We start from the raw sequence: 17,613 nt of genomic DNA on the forward strand, positions 1-17,613 counted from the left end.
GGCGCGAGCGTGGGCCGGACTAGAGTTGACCGGGTTTTCGACGCGGTGACCCCGCTCGACCCCTCCCTCCATCCCCCACCCTCAGGGAACGCTCTGTGCTCCGACGTCTGACTCCTGCCTGCGCCGCTGCGGCCTGCGCCCTGGCCCTGGCCGCCTGCGGTGGCACCCCACCGAGCCAGTCGCCCGAGGCGGCCACCCACCCCGGCTGGGCCGTCGTCGCCGAGCTCGTCTGCCCGCCGAGCGGTGACTCGGACGGCTCGCTCGCGGAGCACAAGATCACCTGCACGTCGGGCGGCAAGCCGCGCGAGGCGGCCTTCTACGACGAGGCCGTGCAGCTCGACCGGCGGGTCAGCACGTTCGAGTGCACGAGGGGCGTCAAGTCCGTGGCCGGCAAGGACTGGATCGTGCCGGCCATCACGGACGAGAAGGTCGTCTCGAAGCTGCTCGACGCCGGCGGCATCAACCTCTGCTGACGCGCGCTCAGCCGTTCGGCTCGTCGAGGAAGGCGTGCGTCAGGTCGGCCAGCTCGCGCGCCGACTCGGTGTTGAGCAGGGGCCCGGCACCGTCGACGACGTGCACGCGCGCCGTCGGCAGCTGCTGCGAGAGCTGCTGCGCTGCAACGACCCCCGCCTTGTCCTTGGAGCCGGCGACGACGAGCGTCGCTGCCGTCACCTGGCGCAGCGACTCGGTGCCGTCGAAGCCCTTGAGGGCATCGAGCACCGCCAGCATCCGCGGGCGCGAGACGCCAGCGTCGACGAGCTTGCTCTCGGGCACGAGCCGCATCGCCAGCCGCTGCATGCGCAGCGCGCCCTTCGACGGACGCACGAGTGCGCCGCCGAGCACCAGCCGGCCGACCAGCTCGGGCCGTTCGACAGCGAGGCGCAGCGCGACGCTCGCGCCCACCGAGACCCCGACGAAGTCGGCCTGCTTGACGCCCTGCAGCTCTAGCTCGTCGGCCACCCCGGCGGCCGCGGCCGCGAGGTCGAAGCCGACCGGGTCCTTGGGCTTGAGGCCCCGCATCCACGGGGCGCTCATCGGCCGCCCCGCGCCGAACGCCGACACGAAGTCCTGCCACGCGATGGGCGACTGGCCCAGCCCGTGCAGGAGGACGAGTGGCCGGGGACGTGCGCTCGGGTCTTCGGCGGACGGCATACGCAAGCCTCTCAGCTCCAGTCGAGGACGACCTTGCCGCACTGGCCGGACCGCGCGGTCTCGAAGGCCTCCTCCCACTGCTCCGCCTTGAACCGGTGCGTGATGACCTGGGCGACGGCGGCACGGAAGCGCTCGGACGTCGCGATCATCTGCGACATGGCGTACCAGGTGTCGTACATCTCGCGGCCGTAGATGCCCTTGAGCGTGATCATGTGGGTGATCACCTTGCCCCAGTCGAGGTCGTAGGACTGGTGCGGCAGGCCGAGGAGCGCGATGCGCCCGCCGTGGTTCATGTTCGCGATGAGGTCGGTCACGGCGGGGGCGGCGCCCGACATCTCGAGACCGATGTCGAAGCCCTCCTTCATGCCGAGGTGGTGCTGCGCGTCGGCCAGGCTCTCGCGGGTGACGTTGATCGTGAGGTCGGCGCCGGCCGCCTCGGCGAGCGACAGGCGGTAGTCGCTCGCGTCGCTGACGACGACGTACCGGGCCCCCGCGTGCCGCGCGATCGCGGCCGCCATGACACCGATCGGCCCGCCGCCGGTGATGACGACGTCCTCGCCGACCATCGGCCACTGCAGCGCCGTGTGGGTGGCGTTGCCCAGCGGGTCGAAGACGGCGCCGAGGTCGGGGTCGAGGTCGGCCGGCTGCACCCAGGCGTTGCTCGCCGGGATGACGACGTAGTCGGCGAAGGCGCCGTCGCGGTTGACGCCGATGCCCTTCGTCCGGATGCACAGGTGCCGACGGCCGGCGCGGCAGTTGCGGCACGTGCCGCACACGATGTGGCCCTCGCCCGAAGCCCGGTCGCCGACCTTGACGTCGGTGACGTCCTCGCCGACCTCCACGACCTCGCCGTAGAACTCGTGACCGATGACGAGCGGGGGCTTCACGACCGACTCGGCCCAGTCGTCCCAGCCCGCGAGGTGCAGGTCCGTGCCGCAGATGCCGGCCCGCAGCACGCGGATCTTGACGTCGGCGGGCCCGCACGCGGGCTCGGGACGGTCGACGAGCTCCAGGCCGGGGCCTGCGGACAGCTTGGTGAGTGCACGCACGGAGGAGAGTCTGCCGTATGCCGCCGGGCGGGGTCCCGGGGGCGGCGCCGGGTCGCCTGGGGTCATTACGGGAAAACACGGATGCGGGAGGCCCCCGGGGCGCAACACTCTGATGAAGGGGTCCTCGCCGCGTGGCACGCAGGGCACGCGCGGCGAGGACGTAGGGGCCGGGGGTCGGGCGTTCGGAGGGTGACATGACCGGCAGGCAGGGGATGTCCGCGGAGGAGCTGCCGTTCGCCGCCCAGGGTTCGGTGATCCGGTGCGCGCACGCGCTGATGCTCGCCCTCGTCGCCCTCGTCACGATTCCCGTGCTCTTCCTGGACTTCCTGTTCCGGCGCCCGGCCAACCCCTTCTGGGACGGTTTCCGACCGTCGTCGCACGCTCCGGTCTGGCCGTTCTTCACGTCCCCCGAGGCGGTGGTGCTCTACGTCCTGGCGGGGCTCACGCTGCTCAACTACGGCGTCCGGCGTCGCGGCGTCGCCAACCGGGTGCGCGAGCACGAAGACACCGCGGGCGCTGCCGCGAAGCGCGCCCACGAGGAGTCCGCCCCAGTCCCGCCACTCGAGGGAACCGTCATCTGCTGCTCGGGCGGAGGGATCAAGTCCGCGTCGTTCTGCATGGGTGCCCTCCAGGTGCTGCATCGGGAGGGCGTGTACTCGAAGGCGCGCGACGTCGTCGCAGTCAGCGGAGGCGGCTACGCCGCCGCAGCGTTCGCCGCGATGGCCTACCGGCGACGCACGTTCCTGCACGACACCGAGACCACGCCCTTCGCCCCGGACAGCAAGGAGCTCGCGGAGCTGAGGAGACGGACCAACTACATCGGGCAGCCAGGTCGAACCCGCTTCGACCTGGTCGTCTCGCTGCTGGCCGGTATCGCACTCAACGTCCTCATCCTGGGTGCAGCCGTGGTCGTCGTCGCGTGGCTGCTCGGCCAGCACATGGCCCTGACCGGCATGGTCCGGGCAGAGACCGAGGACGGCCGCACGCACTCCTCGCAGCCCGGACCGACAGTCGCCTGGGCTCGTGTCTTCGCCGACTGGTCCGGCAGCAGCGCCCTCCTCGTCCCTGCTGCCGTGGTGGTGCTCATCGCGGTCGCCTGCGCGCTGCCGCTGCTCACCCTCTCGGTCAGGCCGCTGGTCGAGTACGGATGGGGGCGGCGTCTCTACCGTGTGTTCGTCGGCGTCGCGCCGGTGACGAGGACCTCTGCCCTGGAGAACCTCCCCTCGCGACTCATCGCCCTCGGCGCAGCGGTCTTCGCCTTCTCGGTCGTCATGCCCGCCGGTGCGGTGCTGCTCCACAACTGGTTCGTCGCCGGGGAGGAGCCGCAGTTCACCGTGCCTGCCATCTGGGCCGCCGGCGGCGGCACCCTCGGCTCGCTGTGGGGCCTCGTCGGGAGCACGGTGAAGGGAATTGCCTTGCCCAAGAACCCGACGACGACCGGTGGACGAGCCCTCGAAACCTTCCGGCGTGCGGTCGCGCCCTTCCTGGCAGTTCTCCTCTTCGTCGTCGTCGTGGTCGCCGTCACCTCGATCGTGGCCACCTGGTTCCTCACGGCTGCGCTCCAGAACAACCACCAGCCGTTCTGGGTCGGGGGCGCCGTTCTCGGAATCGTCGTGCTCCGCCTCCGTGGGTCGTCCGGATCGCCGACGACCCGTCGTTTCTACGAGGACCGCCTGGCGTATGCCTACCTCGACCACTGGCAGGACATGCCGGTTCGAGCTCGTTGCGATGTCCGGCTCCAGACCGTGGCCAGGGGCGCCGAGGGACAGTGGCCCGGGCTCACCCTCGTCGCGACGGCCAACGTGCAGGAGGGTGACGTGCTGCCCTCCGGTCGTGGCGGGACGCCGTTCGTGCTCGGACGGCAGGTCGGCCTGACCTCCTCGCAGCTGCCCGGAGGCGCGGCGCTGGTGGACGTCAGGCAGTACCGGCACGTCGGCAGAAGGCGGCTCACCCTGGCGGGCGCCATCGCCCTCTCCGGCGCAGCAGTTGCGCCGACGGCGGGTCGGGAGTCCAAGCGGATCGGCGCCTATCGTCTCCTTCTGGCATTCGCGAACGTCCGACTTGGCGCGTGGGTCCGCAACCCGAAGTACGAGGGGTTCCGTCGGCAAGATGTCGCGCCCGGCGCGTTCGAGAAGCCCCGAGCGCTCGCGAGGGCCAACATGGCTCTCGATCACCCGAACGCTCTCAACGTGGTCAACGAGGCCTGGGGACGGGTGTCCATCTACTTCCCGTTCCTCTACGTCAGCGACGGCGGCCACTACGACAACCTCGGCCTGGCCGAGTGCCTGCGCCTTCGTCCGAAGCAGATCATCGTGCTCGACGGCACGGGCGACGCCGAGGACCAGTTCCCGGTGCTCGGCGACGTCATCGCGACCGCGCGCATGGACCAGAACGTGACGGTGGACCTCAACCCGGCGCCGTTGTGCCGGGGGGACCGTGACCACCCGCGTGAGAGTCACATCGTCGGAAAGGCGCGCTACGGGGACGAGGGCACCGAGTCCACGCAGATCGTGTACCTGCGCTGCGTGCTGCCGGCGCAGTCGTCGTGGGACCTGACGTCGTTCAAGCTGCGCAACCCCGACTATCCCTCCACCCTCCAACGGTTCGAGATGTTCGACGAGTTCGACTTCGAGGCCTACCGGGAGCTGGGTGACCTCGTGGCGCGACGGGCGATGCACGACATCCGGCGAACGAGCCCCCGCCCGTGAACGCGGTCGTGCTCATCTCGGCGAGACTGCCTGAAGTCGGTGGCCCTGCGCTGCGCCGCGCGGGACAATCGCTCGTGTACCTGCGGCTCACACCGACGCGAGCGGTGCTCTTCGGCACGACCGCCCTCGTCGTCAAGATCGCCACGTCCGCGCCGCGGCTCTCGACCGAGGCGCCGGCCGTCGCGATCACCTGGCTGACGACGCTCTCGTTCGTCGTCATCGGGCTGACGCTGCTGTCGTCGGGCCTGCCCCGCGTCAACGGTTGGGCCTGCCTGGTCGTCGCCTGGGCGATCGTGCCGGGCGACCTCAACGACCCGCACTTCGCGCAGTCCGGCTGGTCGCCGCTCGGCTTCCTCCTCGAGCCCGTCTACCTGCCGGCGGCCGTCGCCCTGGTGCTGCGCTACCCGCGGCGCCGGCTGCGCAGCCGCGAGCGGGTCGTCGTGCTCCTGATGCTCGCGGCGACCGTCGTCAGCCGGGCCGGAGCGATGTTCACCGCCGGGGTGGTCAAGGACGGGTTCCACCGGCCCGACGGGTTCCCGACCCTGGCGCTCGACCCGTTCTGGCACGACGTCGTGTTCGTGCGTGCCGGGCGGGGCGCCATCGCCGCCCTGCTGGTGCTCACCGGCGTGATCCTCATGTGGCGGGCGGCGAGCTCCATCGGCCTCAACCGCCAGTCGATCGCGCCGCTGGCCGTCGTCACCGCCATCTGCTCGTTCGCCGCGGCGTTCGACCAGGCCTACTGGGCGCAGCTCATCCCCGACACCAACGCAGCCCTCGCCCGCGACCTCAGCGCGGCGATGATCCCCGTGGCGCTGCTCGCCGACCTGCTCCGCCGTCGCACCGCCGGAACGATCATCGCCGAACGCGTCGTCGCCGCTGCCCGCTCCGGTGACTCCCTGGAGCTCCAGTCGGCCCTGCGCAGCGCGCTCGCCGACCCCTCACTCGTCGTCGGCCTGCCCGAGGAGCCGGGCCCGCGCCCCGCCGAACAGCCGTCAGCCGACCGGGCCCGGGCGGTCGTGACCGACGACGCCGGCCGCGCCCTCATCCGGGTCGACTACAACCCCAGGGCGATCGGCGACGAGGCCCTGCTGCGCTCTGCCCTCGAGGCCTCGCGCGTCGGACTCGAGAACACCCGCCTCAACGCCGAGCTGCGCGCCAACCTCGCCGCCCTCACCGAGGCCAACGCGCGCATCGTCACCGCCACCCTCGACGAGCGCCGGCGAATGGAGCGCAACCTTCATGACGGCGCCCAGCAGCAGTTCCTCGCCGTCGCAGCGCTGCTCGCGCGCGCCGACCTCGTCGAGACGGTCGAGGCCCGCACCATCATCGGCGAGGCCCGTCACCAGCTGCGCGACGCGCTCGCCGAGCTGCGTCGGCTCGCACACGGCATCCATCCGGCGGCTCTCGCCCAGGGCGGCCTGGTGCCCGCGGTCCACACGCTGCGCGAAGCGGCACCCTTCCGGGTCGACCTCGACGTCGACGAGGTGACGGCCGCGACCCGACCGGGGGCTGCGGTCGAGGCGGCCGCCTACTTCGCCACCGCCGAGGCCCTCGCCAACGCCGCGAAGCACGCGCGCGCGACCCGCGTACGCGTCGGCATACGTCGGCGTGACGGCTCCCTCGTCGTGAGGGTCGGCGACGACGGCGTGGGCGGCGCACGCCTGGCGCCCGGGGGCGGACTGGTCGGGCTGCGCGACCGGCTCACGGCGCTCCACGGCTCGCTCGAGGTGCACAGCGACCCGTGCCCAGAGCACCCAGACCGGCACGGCAGCGAGGTCGTGGCGCGGATCCCGCTCGACGAGGAGCAGGCGCGATGACGGCCCCGGCCGACGGGCCGCTGCGCGTGGTGCTCGTCGACGACTCGGCCCTCTTCCGCAGCGGGCTGGCCGCCCTGCTCGCGGCCTGCGGGCTCGAGGTCGTGGCCGAGCTGCCCGACGCGACCGGGCTCGCGGCGGCCATCGAGCAGCACCGTCCCCATGTCGTCGTCCAGGACGTGCGGCTGCCGCCCGACCACAGCGACGAGGGAATCCGGGCGGCCCTCGCGACTCGGGCCGCGCACGCCGACGTGGGCGTGCTCGTGCTCAGCACCTACGTCGAGTCGACATGGGCCCAGCAGCTCTTCCGCGACGGCTCGTCCGGTCTCGGCTACCTGCTCAAGGACCGGGTCGACGACGTCGACTCGCTCGTCGACGGCATCCATGCGGTGGCGCGCGGCGGCACGGTGGTCGACCCCGAGGTCGTCGACCGGCTGATGAGCACCACCCGGCGCCAGACGTCCGTGCTCGACCCGTTGACCGAGCGCGAGCGCGACGTGCTGGCCCTCATGGCGGAGGGCCGGTCGAACGTGGGCATCGGCGAGCGCCTCTTCCTCTCGCCGCGCACCGTCGAGGCCCACATCGCGGCGATCTTCAGCAAGCTGCCGCTCGAGTCCGACGACAACACGACGAACCGGCGGGTGCTCGCCGTGCTCGCCTTCCTGCGCAGCGGCGCGGGCGAGAGCTGACCGCTGCGAGGATGTGACCGTGACGAACCCACCCGACAGCGCGCGCGTCGAGCACGCCGTCGAGCGGCTGCGCGCTGCCGGCGAGCGCCTCACCCCGGCGAGGTATGCCGTCCTGCGGGTCGTCGACGCCGCTGACCGAACGGACGAGCACCTCACGGCCGACGACATCGGCGCCCGCGTCGCCGACCTCGAGCCGGCCGTGCACCGCGCCACCGTCTACCGCACGCTCACCTCGCTCGTCGACTCCGGTGTGCTCTCCCACGTGCACCTCGGCGGCGCAGCGACCGTCTACCACCTCACCGCCGAGACGGCCGCGGTGCACCAGCACGGGCACCACGCGCACGTCCAGTGCCACGTGTGCGGCACGGTGCTGGACGTGCCGCCCGACGTCTTCGACGAGGTGGCCGCCAGGCTGCGGACCGACCTCGGCTTCGTCCTCGACACCGGCCACGCGGCCCTGCTCGGCACCTGCCGCGACTGCGCCACGACCCCCTGACGTCAGACGGCGCGGACGTCGAGGAGGTAGCCCTGGGCGGGGCCGATCACCGGCACCGGCAGCCCGACCTCGGTGAGCACCGCGCCCGGCACGGTGAGGCCGTCGCCGTCGAGCGCCCGCTCCCACCAGGCCGGGTAGGTGTTCTGCACGACCGCAGGCAGGCCGGCCTCGGGGCGGACGCGGACGGCATACGTGCGCTCGGGGTCGAGCCCCGGCAGCGGCACCGACCCGGTCACCGCGTCACGACCGGTCACGAGCCGTGCCACCGAGTAGGCCGCGCGGCCGCGCTCGGCGTCGACGGTTCCCGTGACGAGCACCGTGCCGTCCGGCGTCTCGGAACGCACGAGGTCGCCCGAGTGCAGCAGCGCTCGCAGCTCACGGGCGAGGGCCGTCCAGCGCGTCAGCGCCTCGAGCTCGTCGTCGGAGCACTTCGTGATGTCCCACTCGAGCCCGGGGTGGCCCTGCAGCGCGGTGAGCATGCGGAAACCGAGGTCGACCGTGCGGTGCGTCGTGTGCGCACCGGCCGGACCGATGTGTGTGCCCATCAGCTCCGCCGGCACGAGCAGGCTCGTCCAGCGCTGGATGCTCGCCCGCTCGAGCGCGTCGTTGCAGTCGCTCGTCCAGATGCGGTCGGTGTGGTCGAGCACCTCGAGGTCGACGCGCGCGCCGCCGCTGCTGCACGACTCGATCTCCAGCCCGGGGTGACGGCCGCGCAGGTCGTCGAGCAGCCGGTAGTAGGCGAGCGTGTGCTCGTGGACCGCAGGGGCGTCGACGCGCCGGCCGGCGCCGGAGTCCACCGTGTGCACGGCCTCGAGGAGGTCGCGGTTGTGGTCCCACTTGATGTAGTCGATGCCGTACTCCGCGACGAGTGTGCTGATGCGCTCGAGCAGCTGCCCGTATGCCGCGTCGTTCGTGAGGTCGAGCAGCTGCTGCCAGCGCCACTCGCGGGGCGCTCCTTGGGCCGGCCCCAGCACCCACTCGGGGTGCTCGCGCACGAGGTCGCTGTCCTCGTTGACCATCTCGGGCTCGAACCACAGGCCGAACTCGAGGCCGAGGCCCTTGACGTGGTCGACGAGCGGTGCCATGCCGTCGGGCCAGACGTCACGCGAGACCACCCAGTCGCCGAGTCCGGCACGGTCGTGGCGGCGGCCCCCGAACCAGCCGTCGTCGAGGACGAAGCGCTCGACTCCGATGCGAGCAGCCGTGTCGGCCAAGGACTTCAGGTGGTCGAGGTCGGTGTCGAAGTAGACGGCTTCCCACGTGTTGAGAACCACCGGCCGCGGTCGCGACGGGTGCCCGGCGCGGGCGCGCAGGCTGCGATGGAGGCGGCGCGAGAGCCCGTCGAGGCCCTCGGTCGAGTGGACGAAGACGACCGTCGGGGCGGCATACGTCTCGCCCGCGGCCAGCCGCACCTCGCCGGGCGCGAGCAGCTCGCCGCCGCCGATCACGGCGTGGTGGCGACCGGCGCCCTCGGGCAGCGACTCGACGAGGTGCTCGTGGTTGCCGCTCCACGCGGTGTGCACGGCCCAGACCTCGCCTGTGCGCCAGTCGAACCCGCGCGTCCCGGCCATCATCAGCAGGGTCGCGTCGTGACCGGTGCGGCCGCGGCGTGAGGCCCGCAGGTGGGTGCCGTGGTCGAGCCGGCTGCGCTGCGGCGACCGCTCCCGGCACCACCGCCCGGTGAGGTCGAGCACCTCGTCGGCGCGCAGCGGCAGGGGCAGGATCGCGCGCAGGGCGGCCACGTCGAGCGGCGCCGCGTCGTGCGAAACGCTTGTGACAGAGGCGTCGACGCGCAGTACCCCGTGCTCGTCGAGGGCGTGCCGCAGCTCGAGGCGTATGCCGTCAGGCGAGGTCGCGCGGGTGACGGCCGTCGCGCCCTCCGCCTCGCACGTGACGTCGACCCAGCGCACCGCGCCAGAACCGCCCGCTCGGTGTCCTGCCCAGCCGGGTGTGCCCGCCCAGCCGTCGGCCTCGCCCGGGAGCAGCGTGAGCGGCCACGGCTCGTCGAGGGCGCTCGGCGGGGCGGGCGGCGCGGTGACCTGGGCCAGGACGGCATACGTGTCGCCGCCGCCGGGGAGGGCGGGCCCCCAGTGCAGCACCTCGGGGAGTCCCGAGCCGTCGGCGCGCGGTTGCAGCACGAGCGCGGTCCCGGCGGACTCGACGACGATCGGTGGGTGCACGGGGTGGTGGGCCATGTGAAGATCCTGCCAGCCGGGAGGGGTCGTCGTCGGCTCGTCCACGGGTCAGCCGACCCCCGGGCTGCACCACTCGCCAGGGGTGTGCACCTCGTGCACGATGCGCAGCTCCGACTCCACGTCCGAGCTCGGCGCCGGACGCAGGTCGGCAGGCACCCGCCAGTCGAAGCGGTCCGCCGGAGCAGCCCAGCGAGCGTGCGCGTCGAGCGCCAACGGAACCAGACGCAGACGCCGCTCGACCCAGTCCCGAGACCACGGACCGTCCTCGAAAACGCTCTGGGCAGAGCGGAACTCGAAGTAGATCGTGCGCCGGAGGGCGTTGCCGACAGACGGCGGTGAGCCGTGGACGACCATGTCGTCGTGGACGAGCACGTCGCCGGGCTGCATCTCGACCTCGATGGCGCCGGGCAGCTGCCAGCCGTGGACGTCGGCCAGCGCACAGGCGTCCGTGCGTCGGCCCTGCGAACCGGGCACGACGAAGAGCGCCCCGTGCCCCGAGAGCGAGGCGTCGAGGTAGACGTCGACGTTGAAGATGCGGTGCCGGCGGCTGTGGACCGCGTCCTGGTGCCACGGGATCGGCGCGCCGTCCCCGGCGGACTTGAACACCATCGACTCGTAGGTCGGCACGAAGTCCGGGCCGGCGAGGCTCTCGGCGATCCCGAGCACCTCCGGTGAGCCGAGCAGCTCGAGCGAGGCCGGCTGGCCCTTGTCGTGGAGGTAGTCGACCCGGTACATGACCCGGCCGGACGGGCGGTCGGCGAAGAGCCAGTCGCCCGGGCGCTCACGGTCGGGGTCGAGCCCGTCGGCCATCCACTGCTCCGACGCGCGGCGGAGCCTCTCTAGGCGGTCTGGGGCGATGCGCCCCCGGAGCACGAGGTAGCCGTGCTCGTCGAAGAAGCGGATCTGTTCGTCGCTGAGCGACCAGGGAGAGACGGTCTGCGTGGTCATGCAGCGAGCCTAGGGACGCGTATCCCGGCATACTTCCGACATGAGCGCCGGTTCTTCCTCTATCCGAGCGAGCCGTCCGCTGGTGGAGAACTTCGGCTTCGCCTGCGGACTGAGCATGTTGCCGGTCATGGCACGCGCCCACCGGCACGACGACGTCGAGCTTGCACTCCCGCGCGGGGGCTCGGCGGTCATGGAGGTGGCCGGCACCCCGTATGCCGTCGACGAAGGCCGGTGTGCCGTCTTCTGGGCAGGGGTGCCCCACCGGCTCGCCGAGGTCGGGCGGCAGGAGGAGGCCGGGACCGCCGTCGCCTGGCTGACGGTCCCGCTCGTCGACGTGCTGTCGTGGAGCAGCGTGCCGCCCGACTTCGTCTCGCAGCTGCTCCGGGGCACCGTCGCCACGTTCGCCGCGCCGCCCACGATCGCGCCGGCGATGTCGTTGCTGGCCGAGGAGATCGACGCCGGACCGGTGCCGAGGGCCGCGGCTCGGCGTGAAGCCGAGGCGTGGCTGCTGCGGGCCGCCCACGGCGCCCGGGCCGCAGCGGGCGGGCGGGCGCCGGAACCCGGTTCGCGGTCCGCCCGAACGATGGCCTCGTGGGTCGCCCGGCACTTCCGCGAGCCCGTCGCCGTCGCAGACGTCGCGGCCGTCGCCCACCTGCACCCCAGCACTGCTCGTGCGGCCTTCCGGCGCGAGCTCGGGGTCACCATCACGGAGTACCTCGCCCAGTGCCGGACGGCCGAGGCGCAGCGCCTGCTGATGTCGAGCGACCTGACCACCGACGAGGTCGCCGTGCGAGCCGGCTTCGGGTCGACGAGCCGGTTCTACGCGCGGTTCGTCCAGGACGTCGGCATGCCGCCGGCGGCGTACCGCCGGCGGATGCGCTGACGACCTACTTGACGGACCCGGCAGCCAGGCCGGCCTGCCAGAACCGCTGGAGGCTGAGGAAGACCACGATGAGCGGCACCACCGACACGAGGGACCCGACGATGACGAGCGTCTGCAGCTGCGGGTCGCGCGAGATCTGCGTCTGCCAGTAGAAGAGCCCGTAGGTCAGCGGGTACAGCTTCGCGTCGTTGAGCATGACCCTCGGCAGGAGGAAGTTGTTCCAGATGGCGATGAACTGGAACAGGAAGATCGTCACGAGAGCAGGGGCCATGAGCCGCGCGGCGATGCCGAAGAAGATGCGCCGCTCGGTCGCCCCGTCGATGCGGGCCGCCTCGATGATCTCGTCCGGCACCGCCGACGCCGCGAAGATGCGCGACAGGTAGACGCCGAACGGGCTCACGATGCTCGGGAGGAACACCGCCCAGATGGTGTCGGTCTGCGACGCCTTCGCAAACAGCAGGAAGAGCGGCAGTGCCAGGGCGGTCGCCGGCACGAGGACGCCCCCGAGGATCACCGAGAAGATCGCCTCGCGACCGCGGAAACGGTACTTGGCGAGGGCGAACCCGGCCATGGCCGCCAGGAGCGTGCCGACCGCGGCGCCGATGCCGGCGTACAGCACCGAGTTGAGGACCCAGCGGATGAAGACGCCGTCGTCGCGCGTGAAGAGTCCCTTGAGGTTGTCCCACAGCGCCCAGTCGGCGAACCAGAAGCCGTTGCTCGTCACGAGGTCGCTCTGGGTCTTCGTCGCGTTGACGACGAGCCAGTAGACCGGCAGCAGGAAGTACACGGCGAGCGCCACGAGGAAGACCATGGCGATGACGACCGAGAGCCGGGAGACCTCACGCGGACCGCGCGTGCTGGCTGGTCGGGAACCGGTGTGCGTCGAAGCGCTCACAGCGCCTCCCCTCGTCGCTGGGTGAACCGCAGGAACCCGAAGGACAGGATGAAGGTCGCCACGGCGAGCACGACCGACAGGGCTGCGGAGAAGGAGTAGTTGTTCGAGGCGGCGACGGCATACGCCTGCATGTTCGGCGTGTAGCCGCTGGTCACGTTCGTCGAGATGGTCTGGAAGACGACCGGCTCGGTGAACAGCTGGAGGGTTCCGATGATGGAGAACACCGTCGTGAGCACCAGCGCCGGGAAGACGAGCGGGATCTTGATCGACACCGCCGTCCGGACGCCTCCGGCCCCGTCGATGCGGCTCGCCTCGAAGATCTCCTGGGGCAGCGCCTGCAACGCGGCGAAGATGATGAGCATGTTGTAGCCCGTGTAGGTCCACGTCGTGACGTTCGCCATGGACCACAGGATGAGGCTGCTGCCGAGGAAGTCGGGAGCGGTGCCGACGTCGTTGAGCAACGAGACGATCGGCGAGAGCTGCGGGCTGTAGAGGAAGGCCCACATCAGTGCCGCGATGACCCCGGGTATGCCGTAGGGCACGAAGAACGCGATGCGGAAGAAGCGCTTGAGCCGCGCCACCGCGGAGTCGAGCAGCAGCGCCGTGAGGAGGGCGAGCCCGAGCATCACCGGCACCTGGACGATGCCGAAGAGCAGGACGCGGAGCACACCCTGCCGGAAGGTCTCGTCGGCGAAGACGTCGGCGTACTGGGCGAACCCGGCGAAGACCTGCTCGCTCTTGCCGAACAGGCCGCCGGTCCGCTGGATCTTGAACAGGCTCTGGTAGACCGCGTACCCGATGGGCAGCAGGTAGAAGAGCACGAAGGGCACGAGGAAGGGCAGCAGGAACCAGAGCCATGGACGGCGCTGCCGCGCCTTGCCCGGGTCGGTCTCCAGTCGGGCTGGTGTTCGGTCACCGCTGCCGGTCTCGATGGCGTCGGTTGCTGACGGGGTGGACATGGGAGCCTCCGGTCACGCTCGAGAGAAGGGGCGCGGGGCCGTGGGCGCCGCCGGAGCGACGCCCACGGCCGGGCGGTCACGGGGCGACGTTGATGCCCTGCGACTTGAGAGCGGACACGGTCTGCGTCTGGGCGGAGTCCAGCGTCTGGCCGAGGGTGCCCTGGCCGTTGAGCGCCTTGGTGAACCCGTCGCTGAGGAACCGGTTGGTGTCGGTCATGATCGGGCCCCAGGTGAAGTTGGTGTCGACGTTGCCGGAGGCCTCCTTGAACACGTCGAACACCTTCTGGCCGCCGTAGAAGTCCACGCCCTTCGTGAGGGCGGGCAGCTCGAGGCCGGCCTTGTTGGCGGGGTAGAGGCCGCCCTTCTCGTTGGCGAGGGCCAGCGCCTCGGGGTCGCTGTTGAGCCACAGGGCGAACTTGGCGGCCTCGGCAGGGTGCTTGCTCGAGGAGAGGACGGCGGTCGTCGAACCGCCCCAGTTGCCGGCTGCCTTGCTGCCTGCGCTCCACTGCGGCATGGGCGCCACGGCCCACTTGCCGGCGGTGGCCTTGGCGTTGTCGCGGATCGTCGAGTAGCCCCAGGCCGCCGAGATCCAGGTCGCGACCTTGCCCTCGTTCCAGGCCTTGTAGAGGTCGGGCGAGAAGCCCTGGAGGTTGGTCGCGACGAGCTTGCCGTCGATCAGCTTCTGCCAGTAGTCGGCGACCTGCTTGGCCTTGGCGTCGGTCAGCGAGACCTTGACCTGGTCACCCGAGGTGTCGAAGAGCTTCGCGCCCGCCTGCCAGAGCAGGCCGTCGAACCAGTTCGCGTCCTGCTGCGGGAAGTGCGTGATGGCGATGCCCTTGGCCTTGAGCTTGGCCGCTGCGGCCGCGTACTCGTCCCACGTCGTGGGGACGGAGATGCCGTTGGCCTCGAAGATGTCCTTGCGGTAGAAGAGCGCCATCGGGCCGGTGTCCTGCGGGATGGCGTAGACGCCGGGTCCGCCGACCTGGGCCTGGGCCCAGGACCAGTCGACGAAGTTGGCCTTGGCGTCGGAGACACCCGGGCAGCCGCTGATGTCCTTGAGACCGTCCTGCAGGCGGAAGCTCGACAGCGTGTCGTACTCGACCTGGCCGAGGTCGGGGGCTGTTCCGGCCTTGAGCGAGTTGAACATGTTCTGGTACGTACCGGCGTTGCCGGCCGGCGTGTTCTTGACCGCCACCTGGATGTCGGGGTTCTTGGCGTTCCACTTGGCCACGACCGCGTCCATGCCGGGGACCCAGGTCCAGAACTGGAGGGAGACCTTGCCACCCGTGGGTGCGCAGGCTGCCGCGCTGGTCTGGCCGCCGGCGCCCGCGCCCGTCGAGCCGGAGTCGGATCCGCTGCTGCTGGAGCACGCCGCGGCGAGCATGGCCGGCGCGACGAGAAGGGCCGCAAGTCGCACGACGCGGCGGCGGCCTCGGGGGGTGGACGGGGTCACCTGCTGGGCCGGTGAGGGCCCACGGCGGGGGTGGATCATTGCGGTCTCCTTTGACACAGTGCCGGGATGTGCCGGAGGTGACGGTTTCGAACAACGCCGACCAGAAACCTCCAACAACAAACAGAGGATGTCCACTGGACAGCGCCGTGTCAAGGGATCGGTTCAGGGTCGCGGCATCCGAGATGGAACCGAGACCCCGAAAAGCCGTCTGACGTGCAATTTTACACCGTTGTAAAGGGATTCGAGGAGCACGGCCGACCAGGACGAAGCGCCCCAATCAGGCGCAACCCGCCTCTGGGCACGACCGGATTGGCCACTGGTCGGGGTGTTCGAAATTGTTGACATCGGGCGTCGCGGGCCGACACTCTGTGTGCCATGCGCTCATGGCCGACGAAGACCCTCGCACTCGGTGGCGACTACAACCCCGAGCAGTGGCCCAGATCCGTGTGGGACGAGGACGTGGAGCTCATGCAGCGCGCGAACATCTCGTTCGTCAGCCTCGGGATCTTCTCGTGGAGCTGGCTCGAGCCCGCCAAGGGCGAGTACGAGTTCGAGTGGCTCGACACCGTCATGGACAAGCTGCACGCGGGTGGCATCGCCGTCGACCTCGCGACCGCTACGGCCACCCCTCCCCCGTGGCTCTCGGCCGCGCACCCCGAGATCCTGCCCGTCGACGTCGACGGCCAAACGCTGTGGCCGGGCAGCCGGCAGGCGTGGTGCCCCACGTCGCCGGTCTTCCGCGAGTACGCCGTCGCCCTGACCCGGCAGATGGCGACGCGCTACCACGACCACCCGGCGCTGGCGATGTGGCACGTCTCCAACGAGTACGCGTGCCACAACCTGCCCTGCTACTGCGACGAGTGCGCGCGCCACTTCCGCACCTGGCTCGAGCGCCGCTACACGAGCCTCGACGCGCTCAACGACGCCTGGGGGACGGCCTTCTGGAGCCAGCGCTACACGGCGTGGGACCAGGTGCTGCCGCCGCGCCGCTCGACGACCTTCAACAACCCGACCCACGTGCTCGACTACAAGCGCTTCTCCTCCGATGCGCTGCTCGACCACCTGCGCGCCGAGACGAGCGTGCTCGCCGAGCTGTCGCCGGGCGTTCCCGTGACGACCAACTTCATGACGCTCGACCACTTCCGCCACCTCGACTACTCGCAGTGGACCCCGCTGGTCGACGTCGTCAGCACCGACCACTACATCGTCGACGCCCTCGAGCACCCGCGGTCCGAGCTCGCGTACAGCGGTGACCTGACCCGCGGCCTCGCCGGCGGCGCGCCGTGGATGCTCATGGAGCACTCGACGAGCGCCGTGAACTGGCAGCCGACCAACCACGCCAAGGCTCCCGGGCAGACGATCCGCGACGCCGTCGCCCACGTCGCGCGCGGCGCCGACACCATCGGCTGGTTCCAGTGGCGCCAGTCCCGGGCCGGGTCCGAGAAGTTCCACAGCGCGGTCGTGCCCCACGCCGGCGCCGACAGCGCCCGGTTCCGCGAGGTCGAGGAGCTCGGCCGCATCGCCGGCCGTCTCGGTGAGCTCGTCGGCAGCCGAGTCGAGGCCAGGGTCGCGGTTCTCCATGACTACCAGGCGATCTGGGCCGCGGAGGGCCCGTGCATGCCGAGCTCCGAGCTCGACGCGCTGCAGGCGGCGTCCACGATCCACCGCCTGCTCCACGACCGCGGCGTGACGGCTGACGTCGTGCACCCGTCGGCCGACCTGACGGCATACTCCGTCGTGGTGGTGCCGCAGCTCTACCTCGTCACCGACGCGCACGCAGCCGCCGTGGCCGCTGCCGCGGAGGCAGGCGCCCAGGTCGTCGTCACGTACTTCTCCGGCATCAGCGACGAGAACGACCACGTGCGCCTCGGCGGCTACCCCGGCGCGTTCCGCGACCTGCTCGGCGTGAGGGTCGAGGAGTTCTTCCCGCTGGGTCCCGGTGGCGAGGTCGCCCTCGCCGACGGAACGGGGACGTGGTGGAGCGAGGACGTCACGGCGCTCGAGGGCACCGAGGTGCTGACCACGTATGCCGCCGGACCGCTCGCGGGACGACCGGCGGTCACGCGTCGCGACGTCGACGGCGGCGGCGCTGCCTGGTACCTCAGCACGCTGCCGGACGACGCCACCCTCGGGCGGCTGCTCGACAACGTCCTGGCAGCAGCCTCCGTCGACCCGGCCGTGGCAGGCCTCCCCCGTGGTGTCGAGGCGGTCCGGCGCAGCGACGGCTCGCGGTCCTGGCTCTTCCTGCTCAACCACACCGACGTCGAGCAGGTCGTGTCGGCCAGTGGGTACGACCTCGTCACCGGGGCCGTCGTCGACGGCTCCGTCCGGCTCGCCGCCGGCGCCACCGCCGTCATCAGGCAGGAGTGAAC

The 17,613-nt window shown here is 71.3% G+C and carries 14 protein-coding genes; 7 read left to right on the forward strand and 7 right to left on the reverse strand.

What is annotated here, in order from left to right:
* The first annotated feature begins 95 nt into the window (after positions 1–95).
* Positions 96–473, forward strand: coding sequence for a hypothetical protein (locus ACXR8F_RS20160; protein WP_045191153.1), 378 nt, complete (start codon positions 96–98; stop codon positions 471–473).
* A gap of 7 nt (positions 474–480) precedes the next feature.
* Here ACXR8F_RS20160 and ACXR8F_RS20165 read toward each other — a convergent pair whose 3' ends face one another.
* Positions 481–1,152, reverse strand: a complete 672-nt coding sequence (locus ACXR8F_RS20165; RefSeq protein ID WP_458803228.1) for an alpha/beta fold hydrolase — start codon at positions 1,150–1,152, stop codon at positions 481–483.
* A gap of 11 nt (positions 1,153–1,163) precedes the next feature.
* Positions 1,164–2,201, reverse strand: coding sequence for an L-threonine 3-dehydrogenase (tdh, locus tag ACXR8F_RS20170; RefSeq protein ID WP_045191151.1), 1,038 nt, complete (start codon positions 2,199–2,201; stop codon positions 1,164–1,166).
* A gap of 194 nt (positions 2,202–2,395) precedes the next feature.
* Here tdh and ACXR8F_RS20175 point away from each other — a divergent pair, with 194 nt between their 5' ends.
* From ACXR8F_RS20175 to ACXR8F_RS20190, 4 genes are read left to right on the forward strand one after another with little or no spacing between them, the layout of a single operon-like run.
* Complete coding sequence (locus ACXR8F_RS20175; RefSeq protein WP_458803230.1) at positions 2,396–4,909, forward strand: hypothetical protein; 2,514 nt, start codon at positions 2,396–2,398, stop codon at positions 4,907–4,909.
* Complete coding sequence (locus ACXR8F_RS20180) at positions 4,906–6,726, forward strand: sensor histidine kinase (protein WP_458803232.1); 1,821 nt, start codon at positions 4,906–4,908, stop codon at positions 6,724–6,726. Before ACXR8F_RS20175 ends, ACXR8F_RS20180 begins: the two co-directional genes overlap by 4 nt.
* A complete protein-coding gene (locus ACXR8F_RS20185; protein WP_458803233.1) occupies positions 6,723–7,412 on the forward strand; it encodes a response regulator transcription factor in 690 nt (229 codons plus the stop codon). Before ACXR8F_RS20180 ends, ACXR8F_RS20185 begins: the two co-directional genes overlap by 4 nt.
* 19 nt (positions 7,413–7,431) lie before the next feature.
* Positions 7,432–7,908 carry a Fur family transcriptional regulator gene (locus tag ACXR8F_RS20190; RefSeq protein ID WP_045191149.1) on the forward strand — a complete coding sequence of 159 codons (477 nt, stop codon included), beginning with the start codon at positions 7,432–7,434 and terminating at the stop codon, positions 7,906–7,908.
* 2 nt (positions 7,909–7,910) lie between these two features.
* On the opposite strand, the gene ACXR8F_RS20195 is transcribed toward ACXR8F_RS20190, so the two are convergent.
* The gene (locus ACXR8F_RS20195; RefSeq protein WP_458803235.1) at positions 7,911–10,103 is read right to left on the reverse strand and encodes an alpha-galactosidase; all 2,193 of its coding nucleotides are present in this window, start codon (positions 10,101–10,103) and stop codon (positions 7,911–7,913) included.
* A 48-nt stretch (positions 10,104–10,151) separates the two neighbouring features.
* Entirely contained in the window at positions 10,152–11,051 is a 900-nt protein-coding gene (locus ACXR8F_RS20200; RefSeq protein ID WP_458803237.1) for a phytanoyl-CoA dioxygenase family protein, read from the reverse strand.
* Between the two features lie 127 nt (positions 11,052–11,178).
* Here ACXR8F_RS20200 and ACXR8F_RS20205 point away from each other — a divergent pair, with 127 nt between their 5' ends.
* Complete coding sequence (locus ACXR8F_RS20205) at positions 11,179–11,934, forward strand: helix-turn-helix domain-containing protein (RefSeq protein WP_458803239.1); 756 nt, start codon at positions 11,179–11,181, stop codon at positions 11,932–11,934.
* 4 nt (positions 11,935–11,938) lie between these two features.
* Here the strand turns inward: ACXR8F_RS20205 and ACXR8F_RS20210 are convergent, their stop codons facing one another.
* The 3 genes from ACXR8F_RS20210 to ACXR8F_RS20220 all read right to left on the reverse strand — a co-directional run bounded on the left by ACXR8F_RS20210 (position 11,939) and on the right by ACXR8F_RS20220 (position 15,280).
* Positions 11,939–12,829: a carbohydrate ABC transporter permease gene (locus ACXR8F_RS20210; protein WP_045191146.1), complete on the reverse strand. Its 891-nt coding sequence runs from the start codon at positions 12,827–12,829 to the stop codon at positions 11,939–11,941.
* A complete protein-coding gene (locus tag ACXR8F_RS20215; protein ID WP_082080929.1) occupies positions 12,826–13,788 on the reverse strand; it encodes a carbohydrate ABC transporter permease in 963 nt (320 codons plus the stop codon). Before ACXR8F_RS20215 ends, ACXR8F_RS20210 begins: the two co-directional genes overlap by 4 nt.
* A 76-nt stretch (positions 13,789–13,864) precedes the next feature.
* A complete protein-coding gene (locus ACXR8F_RS20220; protein WP_458803242.1) occupies positions 13,865–15,280 on the reverse strand; it encodes an ABC transporter substrate-binding protein in 1,416 nt (471 codons plus the stop codon).
* Between the two features lie 336 nt (positions 15,281–15,616).
* Between ACXR8F_RS20220 and ACXR8F_RS20225 the strand changes: the two genes are divergently transcribed.
* Positions 15,617–17,611, forward strand: a complete 1,995-nt coding sequence (locus ACXR8F_RS20225; protein ID WP_458803244.1) for a beta-galactosidase — start codon at positions 15,617–15,619, stop codon at positions 17,609–17,611.
* Positions 17,612–17,613 lie beyond the last annotated feature (2 nt).

The sequence above is a fragment of the Terrabacter sp. AAH1 genome (assembly GCF_054456855.1).

Coding starts and splice junctions, on each gene's coding strand:
- ACXR8F_RS20165 (WP_458803228.1), bottom strand. CDS start 1,152: ATGCCGTCCGCCGAAGACCCGAGCGCACGTCCCCGGCCACTCGTCCTC.
- ACXR8F_RS20175 (WP_458803230.1), top strand. CDS start 2,396: ATGACCGGCAGGCAGGGGATGTCCGCGGAGGAGCTGCCGTTCGCCGCC.
- ACXR8F_RS20185 (WP_458803233.1), top strand. CDS start 6,723: ATGACGGCCCCGGCCGACGGGCCGCTGCGCGTGGTGCTCGTCGACGAC.
- ACXR8F_RS20195 (WP_458803235.1), bottom strand. CDS start 10,103: ATGGCCCACCACCCCGTGCACCCACCGATCGTCGTCGAGTCCGCCGGG.
- ACXR8F_RS20200 (WP_458803237.1), bottom strand. CDS start 11,051: ATGACCACGCAGACCGTCTCTCCCTGGTCGCTCAGCGACGAACAGATC.
- ACXR8F_RS20205 (WP_458803239.1), top strand. CDS start 11,179: ATGGCACGCGCCCACCGGCACGACGACGTCGAGCTTGCACTCCCGCGC.
- ACXR8F_RS20215 (WP_082080929.1), bottom strand. CDS start 13,788: ATGTCCACCCCGTCAGCAACCGACGCCATCGAGACCGGCAGCGGTGAC.
- ACXR8F_RS20220 (WP_458803242.1), bottom strand. CDS start 15,280: ATGATCCACCCCCGCCGTGGGCCCTCACCGGCCCAGCAGGTGACCCCG.
- ACXR8F_RS20225 (WP_458803244.1), top strand. CDS start 15,617: ATGCGCTCATGGCCGACGAAGACCCTCGCACTCGGTGGCGACTACAAC.